The organism is Okeania sp. SIO2F4 (assembly GCF_010672385.1).
In the GTDB taxonomy this organism is placed as follows: Bacteria; Cyanobacteriota; Cyanobacteriia; order Cyanobacteriales; family Microcoleaceae; genus Trichodesmium.
Genome location: NZ_JAAHGT010000245.1, coordinates 1 through 11250 on the forward strand (window position 1 = coordinate 1; position 11250 = coordinate 11250).

The window sequence follows — 11250 nt, forward strand, 5'->3', positions numbered from 1 at the left end:
ATAGAATGTGTAATTAATTTTGCTTATGAACTTACAACCTATTTAGAACTACTATTAGATTAAAAATAAAATAAATTATCGTCCATAAATCATTAATTCTTTCCCCCTATTCCCTACTCTGTACGGACGTTGCATGCAACGTCTCTACTACTCCCTCTTTTCCGGAGTGGTCTATTACTTCTTACCGAAAAATCAAGGTATAAAGCCTTCTATTTCAAGAGAAAAAGCGGTCGTTTATCTGCGTTAACGCGCGTTGTGTGGAGCGCTAAACCCCATATCCAACCGACCAAAAAAAGAAATAATATTTCCTGATATTCAATTCCGTTACGGTTTTCCTTGAGGTAATTATCAATTATCAATTATCCATTATCCATTAATGAATTCTTCCCTACTCCCTTATTTTTAAAATAATCCCAAAGTATCTAAAACAGCTCTAATTTTAGGAACTTCATGGGTTCTAAATAAATCAGTTTTTCCCAATGCAGCTAACACGCAAAAAAAAGGTTCGGCACTTCTAACTTCTTCTCCAAAACATTCAAAAGCATGGGGAAGTGCATGACATACTGGAAAACCTAATTTCCTCAATCTAAAAGTATTTAAAAAAGTTTTCATCTGATAACCAATGCGTAGAGAACTATCCTGAAGATTCTTATAATAAAATCCCAAACCAGGGTCAATAAATATTTTTCTCACGCCATATTTAGTTGCTGTTTCTATTTCTTTAGCAAAATATTCATACATTAAATCTGTAGGGTCATCTCCAAAATCAAAATCACCCACTTCTCTCACATTTTTTCCCTGAACATAACAGATAATTACCCCCGCATTAAATTCAGATACAGTCTGATAAATTTCAGCACTTTTTTCCGGTCCGGTTAAATTAATTATATTAGCTCCTGCCTTTAAACATTCTGTGGCAACTTCTGGATAATATGTTTCTATTGAAGTCAAAACACCTTCTTCGTTAAGCGCTTTCAAAACAGGCAAAATTTGACTTTTTTGCCTAATATCTTCCACCCTTTCTGCCTTTTCTAAAGTTGATTCTGCCCCAATATCTACAACATCTGCACCTTGAGCCTTCAAAACCATTCCTCGACGAATAGCTGTTTCTGCACTCAAACATACACTTTCTCTATACCAAGAATCATTAGAAAGATTTATAACTCCTAAAATAGCTTTCTCAGTATTAAAATTAAATTGCTTATTACCAATAGAAAATTCTTCTACTTTGGCTTTTAGAGAATCTTTGTTTTGTTCGTGAATTGTATATAAATCTTCAAGATTAAGCATTTCAGTTATCAGTTATCAGTTATCAGTTATCAGTTATCAGTACCTCCAGTAATAGGGAGGCTACAAAAATCCAAAATCTCCTTTTTTATCCCCTTTAAAGAGGAAGCTTGAAACCTTATTTCTTAGTCAGAGGTTTACTCAACTGATATATAAGTTAAAAATTCCCCCTATTCCCTACTCCCTTTATTACCAATAGAAAATTCTTCTACTTTGGCTTTTAGAGAATTTTTGTTTTGTTCGTAGATTGTATATAAATCTTCAAGATTAAGCATTCCAGTTATCAGTTATCAGTTATCAGTTATCAGTTATCAGTTATCAGTTATCAGTTATCCCAGCTCTAGTAAGAGGCAAGAAAATATTTCATTAATTGATAATGGATAATTACCTCTGGTTCAAACCGTAATGGAATTGAAGAGAAGGAAATCACAATAAAAAGAGAGGCTTTCAACCGGATTAATTAATTATCAATTATCAATTATCCATTATCCATTGGTAATCTCCTTTTTTATCCCCTTTAAAGAGGAAGCTTGAAACCTTATTTCTTAGTCAGAGGTTTACTCAACTGATATATAAGTTAAAAATTTCCTCTATTCCCTATTCCCTTTATTACCAATAGAAAATTCTTCTACTTTGGCTTTTAGAGAATTTTTGTTTTGTTCGTAGATTGTATATAAATCTTCAAGATGAAGCATTTCAGTTATCAGTAACCCCAGCTTTAGTAAGAGGCAAGAAAATCATAAATTTCCTTTTTTACAGTCTTGAAAAGGAAGACTTGATACCTTATTTTTGAGTCATAGGTTTCCTAACTTAAATAAGTTAAATTAATTTTTTTCCTATTCCCTATTCCTTATTCCCTATTTCTTATTCCCTAATTTATAAATTCCAACCACCAGAAACTTCCAAAACTTGCCCTGTAATATAATCAGAATCAGGATTAATAAAAAACCAAACAGCATGATTAATTTCTTGCAAAGTTGCTGGACGTTTAGCAGGTAGCTTAGGAATCATTTCTTCTAGGTCAAAAGAATTCTCAACTATTCCAGGGGATACCACATTAACAGTAATTTTGTCTCTAATTAGCTCTTGAGCCAAAGATTTACTATAGATGATGATGCCTGTTTTGGCAATTACATAAGCCGTATTTGTCTTTCGTGCTACCACATTTTGAGCATGAGCGCAAGCAAAATTAACTATTCGTGCCCCATTAGCTGCTTTGAGATAAGGAAGTGCTGCAGTAGTAACATAGAAATTAGAATTGAGATTAGAGTCAATAACTTCTTGCCACTCTGCTATGGATATTTCGCTCGTAGGTTTTCCTAAAAAGTTTCCTACATTATTTACTACTACTGATAAACCTCCTAGTTTTTCTACCACATTTTCTACAAGAGACTGAGCTTGCTCTGGTTTAGTAACATCTGCTTGTAGGGCAATAGATTTTACTCCATAAGTAGCTGCTTGGTTAGCTGCTTGGTTAGCTTTAACTGCACTTTGGTTATAGTGAAATGCCACATCAAATCCTTTGCTGGCTAAGTCGAGAGCGATCGCCCTACCTATTCCAACTGCTGAACCTGTTATAAGTGCTTTTTTAATCATTAGTAGAATTACTATTTTTACTTACCAGCTTAAAGCTTGGATACTCCAGAACATTCTACCTCTTCTAGAAGTTTAGCGATTGTCTTTCCTGAAACTGGCTCGATCCAATCAGGAGCTATTTCTGCTAGGGGTACAAGAACAAAAGCTCTTTCTCTCATTCGAGGATGGGGTATTTGCAGATTAGGAGTATCTAATACTAAATCATCATATAAAATTAAATCTAAATCTAAAGTTCTAGGTCCCCAATGTTCTAAACGTACCCGCTTAAATTTTTGTTCAGTCTCTAAGAGAATTTCTAACAATTTATGGGCGGTTAATTCTACTTTTAATAATGCACAACCATTGATATAATCTGGTTGAGGTGGACCTATAGGTTTAGTTCTATACCAGTTAGAATAACTAATTAAGTTAATACCAGGAATTTCATCTAAAGTTTGAATTGCATTTTTTAGAGTATCTAGAGATTCTCCCAAATTGCTACCCATACCAATAGCAGCATTTCCCTGATTTTTTTCTAAGTTGTTTAAGTTAGTAGGATTAGACATTGTTAGAGCGATACCTTTTAATTTCCCGATTTATTTTGTAGATTAAATTTTATCAATAATATTGATACTATCTACTAGCAGTATCCCACATTAAATATACCTTTTCCAAGAATTTCAAGTTAATGCAGAAAATCCTCTAGTAGGTGTCGAAGGTCGTCTACAATTACTGCAACGTTTAGGCAAAGTGTTAGAGAAACATCCCTCTTTTTTTGGCACTGATAATCCACGTCCAGAAAATATGGTTGATTATGTATATTTTACGCGATGTGCAACTTTCTATGGAATAATCAGCGTTTCTGGGTCAAGAGCAGAAAGTCTGGTTCTCACAACTCCCTAAATTTCGTCGGTTGGAAAAAGTTGCACACGGCGTGATGTTGTAAAATCATACTTACAACGAAACAATTGAAGCCACTGCTGTATTAAATGTTGTATTGGAAGGATTAGGAGAAGTTTGGCCAGTGCGTAGTACAATCTCAGGAATTAACTTAGGAGATGTTTGGCTTCATTCGGGCCTTAAAACTAACAATTTAGGGGATGAATATATACCCTTTCATAAATTATCTCAATGTTTGACCTATTCACTACTCGAACCATTACAAGAATTGGGTTAAAAAATATATCGGATTAGACGATCTAACTGGGTTGGCAGAATATAGGAATGGCGGTTTATTTATAGATATGAAATCAATAAAAGTGAAAAATTCCTTAATTTTACAGCGGCAACATTTGCCTAATTCCGAAATTATTGTAAAATATATATCTTTTTTAACTATTAGTCTTTTAGATAAAATTGCTATAGTTATTCGAGAAAAACTTAACTTAACCGCCTTAAAATTACCACTGGTAAAAGTTTTACAAGGTGGTGCCTGGATAGCAGGAAGAAAAATACCAAAAGAATTAAGAAAAGATGGTACGCCTCCGATTAAGATAAAAAGTGATGGAACTATTTTTTAATTAGTCATTATGGACTCAATCTCAATTACTGGAATTCGCTGCTACGGATACATCGGATTTTTTCCAGAAGAGAAAGTATTAGGTCAATGGTTTGAAGTAGATTTAACTTTAGGGTTAGATTTGACTGCTGCTAGCAAAAGTGATGCCTTAGAAGATACTGTTGATTATGCCAGTATAGTTAATACTGTCCAAGAACTGGTAAAAAATTCTAAGTTTGCTTTATTAGAAAAAGTAGCAGATGCGATCGCTACAGCTATTTTAGAACAGCCATTAGTACAAGATGTCAAGGTTAGTTTAACTAAATTAGCCGCCCCTATCCCTGATTTTAGTGGCAAAGTTACTATTGAAATAACTAGAGGAAAGGAGGCATTAGTATATAACTAAATTGCTGATTATTTTGAATTTATAGCATTTTTCAATATGGTTAAATACAGAGTTTTTCGATTATTCAATAAAATTTGGGAGAGGCTATTTATCAATAAAATATTAAGTTGATATATTCTAGCTTTAAAAATATGAATTAATCGCAAAATTTTTGGTAGCTTGTTGTTACTATACCCTACAGATAATTGATACAGATATTAATTAGGGTTTGCTGAAAAAGTCTTATGGGTGAAGGTAGGAGAACGGAGTCAGGAGTCAACCCAGCCCTAACCCAACCCACCCCCACCCCTCCCAGGAGGGGAGCCAGGAGGGGAAGTCAGGAGGAATAGGGAATTTAGAGGAGGCAGGAGGAAAAATCATCCCTTAATTTTTCTGCCTCGCGTAACCCAAAATCCTAACTTTTTGAGATCCCTAGAACAAAAACTTCGTACTTTTTCAATACCTAAGAAGTCTAAAACCTTTATATGTCAATGCTTTTCGATTTAATCAGCAAGCCCTAATTAATCTGTGGGGTTATACCAATTTCAAAAAAGAATGTTACGAATAATAAATACGATTAAAAGACTGTATAGAAAATGTCTATTTGACGAAAAAGATAAGTTACGACATAAAAAATGGTATTAAACCTATTCATTCTGACTCCTGATACCAAGTCCGGGTATAAAAGCAGGCTTGTCCCATCGGCAAATCTTTGTATATAGCAAAGGCTGTAACTTGAAAAAATACCCTCTCATACCATTTCTCAAAAAGAATGCTATACCCGATCGGGTGGGGAAGTGTGGGGAGTAGTAGGGACGTTGCATGCAACGTCCGTACGGGAGAGATTAAAAGTAGGAAAAATATATACTAAGCGACTAATAATTGTCAAAAACAGACTTTGAATCTTGGTAACTATTTAACTTTTGAAGTATATCTGAAGTATAGCCTAAGTATAGCGTTACTTTATGGTAATTGGTATCACTAAGTCGGAAGAGTAAATGTATTTAAAAATATGTTTTTTTCCTGCAAGCCGTAATTTGGCGCTTACTCTCCCCCCAAACCCCCATCTCCCTATCAAAACAAAAAAGGGTTTTAGGAGTTCCCGATCGGTGATAGGGTTTAGCCATAGGTACTGATAACTGACAACTGATAACTGAAATGACAAATAATACTTCCATTAAACAAACATTTTTTGACCGTTGGGCACCAAGTTATGATTGGTTATTTCCATCTGTAGTTTATCAAGCTATACATAAAAGGTTGCTGGAATATGTAAATTTACCAACTTCGGCAAATGTACTTGATTTAGGTTGTGGTACGGGAAAACTTATCCATCGTCTTGCCATTAATTTTCCTAATCTTCAAGGTACTGGTTTAGACTTATCTCCGGAAATGATTAGTCAAGCAAATAGTCGTAATTGTTATCCACAGCGTTTAACATTTTTATTAGGAAATGCTGAAGAAATGCCTTTTGGTGAAGAACAATTTGATGCTGTTTTTAATACGATTAGTTTTTTACATTATCCTCACCCTCAACAAGTATTTAATGAAGTGAGTCGAGTATTACGCCCTGGTGGATATTTTTATTTAGTTGATTCTTATTTTAAATGGCAAGATGAATTTCAGTATTTAAGTATTTCTCCTGGTGGTTTAAACCTTTACAGTCCAACAGCTCGTGAAAAATTAGGTGAAGAAGCTGGCTTAAATTTACAAGCTAATTATTACTTATTAGGAGCAGTATTACTAACAATATTTACTAAATAATTGTCAGATTATATTTTTCTAATTTTATACATAGAATATTGTTTTGGTGAGTTGACCAAATTCATTAGACTTCTCCAAAAATAAAAAATAAAATCAATTCTTATCCATAAATTATCAATTACTCCCCCCTGTTCCCAGTTAAGTGTTCCCAGTTAAGTGTTCCCTCTTTTCTGGAGAGGTCTATTGTAGATAAATTGGGTAGTATAGTTGAGAATAGTCGTATGTGACTTTGACAGCCTTATTCGTGCCACTTACCATCTGGAGTAACTATAGCATAAGGTATAAATTCAGGAATTTCTTTAACTGTAAGTTTAATAGGAATAGATATACCTGATGCAGTAGTTTCCACATCTAAAAATCTGTACCAGTCAAATTTGCCATCTGAATTAAGAGTTATCATTTTGTATTCTCCGTTTTCATCTATTCCATCTATTAATTCACCAAACCAGTCTAATTCAAATTTAGCTAATATTTCTAAATTGTTAGGTTCCAGTCTGTATCCTTTTGCTATTTTGTTAATTTCTTCTTCATAAAGCCTCTTAAGATAATTTATTTTGTCAACTAATTCTTCTGGATCTAAATACTCCTTGTATTGCTCTACTTCTGTTTGAAAATTGTAAAGTAGTAAAAGTTATTCTACCTTGCTTTTGACATTGACAGTAGATGGGTTCATTAATGGATAATGGATAATGGATAATGGATAATTACCTCAAGGAAAACCGCAACCCAATTGAATATTAGGAAATTCAAGAGCACTTTTCTCTTTTGGGAGATTGGATATGGTTAAGTAACCCATCCATCCCATCCTTACGGAAAGCTCCGAAGATCGACCGCTTTTTCCCTATGAGGGTCCGCTTTTAACCAAAGTATTTAATTAATAATTATTAATTATTCGGTAATTATAATTAAAAGTGTAAAACAAGTCATTTGATACAGCACAAGTCTAGAAAAAATAAATAATATTTATGAATTATACCTTTGTGAAGATCCCAAGAAGTAAATATATGACTGAAATTATTTTTTACTTTGAAACAATTATTCAAAATCTGCTGGAAATACCAGTCGCAACTTTTTCCAACAAGTGCAATCGCCTTTCTCCACATTTCCATTTATCCTAATTGCTTAAAAACTTAACTTAGATAGAATTGGATAAAAAGATTTGTTTTTCTTTTTTCTCCCTGAAAGCAGAGGCTTTAAACCTTGACTGTTTTTGGGAATAAAAAACGCTGATAGCTGATATTATAGTCTTAATTATTATCAATTACTAATAGCTAATTAAGATTATATCAAAGAAATAATATTAGTCATTAGTTATGAGAATTTTCAATCCCACCAAGCCCGTAAATAGTTAGGCTCTATCTCTAATTCATCTGGTTCATTAACAAATTCTTGAAAGTCAAAAATTAATTCTGTAGAGCAAATTCCCCGATAAAATAAACCATCAATACTAACTCGATAATCTGGACGTTCTGGACTAATTACATAACCTTCAAAAATAAACTCAAAACCTTTATTCCCTTGTCTTTGTGCAAAGTCAAAAAAATCGCCAACAGTTGGAGAAAAATTCTGTGCATCTGCGGGATTTGCAAAACCTTGACTAATAAGTTGTTGTAAATTTTCTCTACTCAAATTATGGAAACGTCGCGCTCCACCCATTGAGTCTTCCCACACTATAGAAGTACCAAAAATAATTCTGTCCCTAGTCTCACCATCAAAATTATAGGTAAAACTAGAACTGTATAAACAGGAATAATAATCAGGATTGTTGTCTTGGGTAGATCCCCCATTAATTCTGATATCTTCTGGCTTAATTCCTTGATTCAGGAAATAAAGTCTAATTGCTTCTCTTCTATTTAACGGAGAGTTATCTAGACATTCTGACAGGTTAGGGCAATTATAAATTACTCCTGTCATAGCCTGGCAATCGAGTTGCATTGGACAGAACATAGCTTTTTTGGAGGGTGATAGATTATTTTTAATTCTATCATTAGAAAAGAGGGAGTAGGGAGTAGGGAGTGGGGAGTAGAGAGTAAGGGGAAATAATCGAGCGTTTCTGTAGGATAATTGATTTGATTTTTTCTTATTGGAGATGTCTCATGCAGAGAAATTTCCTAGAATATCTCTACATTCTTTTTATGAAAGGGAGTGGGGAGTAGGGGGAAATAATCGAGCGTTTCTGTAGGATAATTGATTTGATTTTTTCTTATTGGAGATGTCTCATGTAGAGAAATTTCCTAGAATATCTCTACATTCTTTTTATGAAAGGGAGTGGGGAGTAGGGGGAAATAATCGAGCGTTTCTGTAGGATAATTGATTTGATTTTTTCTTATTGGAGATGTCTGATGTAAAGAAATTCCCTAGAATATCTCTACATTATTTTTATGAAAAAGATTAATTTTGGGAGATATTTATATTGTTAAAAAAGCGGTCAGCGATTGGCAGTTAGCAAGATTATTTTTCTCAAGTGAACGTTTGCGGAGCATTCCGGAACGGAAAGGGGATTTCAACCCCTTCAAAACAATCGTACGCAACAGTTGTAGGGGATTTTAACCCAGTAGGGACGAATGGCCATTCGCCCCTATAAGCTAATAGCAAGGGCTAAAAGCTGATAGCTAGTTAAAATTAACGCAATTTGAGAATTTCAGCAGTTATAGCTAAACTCTCTTCATACAAAACCTCTCGTCCCCAACGTTGTAATTGTTGAGCCATCAAATATTCCGCCTTCTGATCGCTTAAAGCACTGACTTGCTCTGTATGACAAGACTGGGCACTACCACCTGCCTCTAATCGCATACAACCAGTAGTTTCAGAACACAAAATAGTACAACAATCTGCATTGGGATTACTCGAACCTAAACGCAGACCCACTAAATCTCCAGGAATTTCACCATAGTCAGCAGTAGGAATTGCTGCCAACTCTGCTAGAATCTCCCTATCGTTAGGAGTAGTAAACTTAATATGGATGATGTCATAATCACCACCAATTTCAGTATAAGTTGTAGGTTGCCAATCAAGACGACTAGCGAACCAACCTAAGAACATTAATGCTTGAGATACATTACCTTTTTCATAGTCAAGAGTAATTGTATCAATTTCACCCAGAGCAGCACGACGCTCTGGCGGGTCAAAAGTAGCAGCAGTTAACTCTTGCCATGCAGAAAGACGATGCCAATTTAAGTCAGCGATATAGGTTTGATCCTCAATCAACTCCTGCATTTTGAGAAATTCAGATTCTGGATCGCTAAAATAAGATGAATCTACAATAATGCAATTGCTAGTTTTGCATAGGCGACGGAAAAGTTCCTGTTCTGGGTTGGGAGTAGCTTTCCACCAAACAAACTTGGGTAGGTCAGGAATCATTAATGATGTAACTATATCACTCACCCGTTCCAGTGCTTCCTTTGTCCCTCGTAGGGTAATGTATTCACAACAAATTAGTGAAGACTGCTTTTTCTGAACTGGGCAATAAGCAGAAACTTGAGCTGTTACCCCTGTATCTTCTCCGAAGGTAGGACACATAGTAATAACCCGACAAGGATTTTGAGCTGCGATAACTTCACTCATACTAAATCCCCGAACATCAAAATTCGGGAATTGCTTATCTTCTGGTGATTTAGCTGCCCACTCTGAGCGTAATTTGGCAAGAGTTTCCGAGTCTACTCTACCTGTTATTGGTAATCCATAAGTTTTTTGAGCTTCCTTAATAGCTTCACGAGCTGCTGTGCCATTAATACCATCTATTTCACCCTGATAGAATCCCAAACCAGCCAAAAGTTGCTGGAATTCTTCAGGTTCGTATACGACCATACTGAAAGTAGCTGCCCTGGTAGCAATTGGAGTTGCCTTGCCTCCACTTTGACTGAGCCATATTTTATTTAGTTCTGCCTCAATTTCACTCAGAGAGATATCTTTTGGTTGTTGTAAGGCAACAAGTGTTGTACTCATTTTTCGTAAATGCTTAGTTCTTTAGTGATGCTTGCGTTAAACCTGGTAGTTATTAAGTAGGCTTCTTTTTCCTAAAAAAATTTCTACTTAATTAGAAATCTAATAGTCAAAAGTTGAACCCGTAATAACACTTTTAATCTAATTTGACATCCTCCCCGTCCTAAAGGCACGGGGATTCCTACCGAGCCTTAGCTCCTCGGCGAGTTGACGCTTCATCGACTGCCACTACCTTGACGGTAGTCTTACGCTTGCCTCCACGTCCATTTATAGTCTCGGGATGCCCTCCCGCGACTTATCAAGAATTCTTATAGGCACAGATAAGTGCCTTCTCTTTTTAGCTGCTCATTGACCTGAAAGCTTCCCTTGTTCTGCTCTCAACATGGGTGAGTTTCGACCTAATCTTCTTTTCTACAGTATTTATGAGACAAGGCGGGTACATAACCAATCTAATTATAGCATAGTATAGAAAGTCGCCCGCGCCTCGGCGAGGCTTTAAACCCAATTTTTCGGTAACTTATTAGTCATCAGTTAACAGTTGGCTGTAATACTCGCCAAAGGACATTAGCGATCGCTAACCAGTTATGGGTTGTCAGTTTAATTTGAGGAAATTACTTGCTTTGTGACCAAAAAATAAGGTCAATAGCCTCCCCTTTCAAGGGGATAAAAAGCAGTTGGTCTCCTCGCCATATCTAATCGACCAAGAGAAGAAAATTTCCCATTTCAAGCCTCCCTATTACTGGAGGTAGTGCTGATAACTGTTAACGCAGTTCCTCCGACAGGAGGCTAACTGATAACT

11 protein-coding genes are annotated in these 11250 nt (G+C 35.3%); 5 read left to right on the forward strand and 6 right to left on the reverse strand.

Annotated elements, in window-relative coordinates:
- Nucleotides 1-402 precede the first annotated feature (402 nt).
- The 3 genes from F6K22_RS16790 to folK form a co-directional block, all read right to left on the reverse strand.
- Complete coding sequence (locus F6K22_RS16790; protein WP_293099971.1) at nt 403-1290, reverse strand: dihydropteroate synthase; 888 nt, start codon at nt 1288-1290, stop codon at nt 403-405.
- An 873-nt stretch (nt 1291-2163) separates the two neighbouring features.
- Nucleotides 2164-2883, reverse strand: a complete 720-nt coding sequence (gene tmpR, locus F6K22_RS16795) for a bifunctional dihydropteridine reductase/dihydrofolate reductase TmpR (protein ID WP_293099974.1) — start codon at nt 2881-2883, stop codon at nt 2164-2166.
- 29 nt (nt 2884-2912) lie between these two features.
- Nucleotides 2913-3428: a 2-amino-4-hydroxy-6-hydroxymethyldihydropteridine diphosphokinase gene (gene folK, locus F6K22_RS16800; RefSeq protein WP_293099977.1), complete on the reverse strand. Its 516-nt coding sequence runs from the start codon at nt 3426-3428 to the stop codon at nt 2913-2915.
- Nucleotides 3429-3522: 94 nt separating this feature from the next.
- Between folK and F6K22_RS16805 the strand changes: the two genes are divergently transcribed.
- From F6K22_RS16805 to F6K22_RS16825, 5 genes are all read left to right on the forward strand, one after another.
- A complete protein-coding gene (locus F6K22_RS16805) occupies nt 3523-3765 on the forward strand; it encodes a DUF1688 family protein (protein ID WP_293100001.1) in 243 nt (80 codons plus the stop codon).
- Nucleotides 3766-3859: 94 nt separating this feature from the next.
- Nucleotides 3860-4039, forward strand: coding sequence for a DUF1688 family protein (locus F6K22_RS16810; RefSeq protein ID WP_293099980.1), 180 nt, complete (start codon nt 3860-3862; stop codon nt 4037-4039).
- A gap of 31 nt (nt 4040-4070) precedes the next feature.
- Nucleotides 4071-4382 (forward strand): DUF1688 family protein, encoded by a 312-nt coding sequence (locus F6K22_RS16815; RefSeq protein ID WP_293099983.1) that lies wholly within the window; start codon nt 4071-4073, stop codon nt 4380-4382.
- Nucleotides 4383-4391: 9 nt separating this feature from the next.
- Nucleotides 4392-4766 carry a dihydroneopterin aldolase gene (gene folB, locus F6K22_RS16820; RefSeq protein ID WP_293099986.1) on the forward strand — a complete coding sequence of 125 codons (375 nt, stop codon included), beginning with the start codon at nt 4392-4394 and terminating at the stop codon, nt 4764-4766.
- A 1137-nt stretch (nt 4767-5903) separates the two neighbouring features.
- Complete coding sequence (locus F6K22_RS16825; RefSeq protein WP_293099989.1) at nt 5904-6509, forward strand: class I SAM-dependent methyltransferase; 606 nt, start codon at nt 5904-5906, stop codon at nt 6507-6509.
- Nucleotides 6510-6747: 238 nt separating this feature from the next.
- Here F6K22_RS16825 and F6K22_RS16830 read toward each other — a convergent pair whose 3' ends face one another.
- From F6K22_RS16830 to opcA, 3 genes are all read right to left on the reverse strand, one after another.
- Nucleotides 6748-6909, reverse strand: a complete 162-nt coding sequence (locus F6K22_RS16830) for a hypothetical protein (protein ID WP_293099992.1) — start codon at nt 6907-6909, stop codon at nt 6748-6750.
- 923 nt (nt 6910-7832) lie between these two features.
- Nucleotides 7833-8444: a hypothetical protein gene (locus F6K22_RS16835; protein ID WP_293099995.1), complete on the reverse strand. Its 612-nt coding sequence runs from the start codon at nt 8442-8444 to the stop codon at nt 7833-7835.
- A gap of 687 nt (nt 8445-9131) precedes the next feature.
- On the reverse strand, nt 9132-10454 hold the full coding sequence (opcA, locus tag F6K22_RS16840; protein ID WP_293099998.1) for a glucose-6-phosphate dehydrogenase assembly protein OpcA: 1323 nt from the start codon (nt 10452-10454) through the stop codon (nt 9132-9134).
- Nucleotides 10455-11250 lie beyond the last annotated feature (796 nt).

What these genes read in the sequence shown, in the direction of transcription:
- F6K22_RS16790 (WP_293099971.1), bottom strand. Translation starts at nt 1,290, where the DNA reads ATGCTTAATCTTGAAGATTTATATACAATTCACGAACAAAACAAAGAT.
- tmpR (WP_293099974.1), bottom strand. Translation starts at nt 2,883, where the DNA reads ATGATTAAAAAAGCACTTATAACAGGTTCAGCAGTTGGAATAGGTAGG.
- folK (WP_293099977.1), bottom strand. Translation starts at nt 3,428, where the DNA reads ATGTCTAATCCTACTAACTTAAACAACTTAGAAAAAAATCAGGGAAAT.
- folB (WP_293099986.1), top strand. Translation starts at nt 4,392, where the DNA reads ATGGACTCAATCTCAATTACTGGAATTCGCTGCTACGGATACATCGGA.
- F6K22_RS16825 (WP_293099989.1), top strand. Translation starts at nt 5,904, where the DNA reads ATGACAAATAATACTTCCATTAAACAAACATTTTTTGACCGTTGGGCA.
- F6K22_RS16830 (WP_293099992.1), bottom strand. Translation starts at nt 6,909, where the DNA reads ATGATAACTCTTAATTCAGATGGCAAATTTGACTGGTACAGATTTTTA.
- F6K22_RS16835 (WP_293099995.1), bottom strand. Translation starts at nt 8,444, where the DNA reads ATGCAACTCGATTGCCAGGCTATGACAGGAGTAATTTATAATTGCCCT.
- opcA (WP_293099998.1), bottom strand. Translation starts at nt 10,454, where the DNA reads ATGAGTACAACACTTGTTGCCTTACAACAACCAAAAGATATCTCTCTG.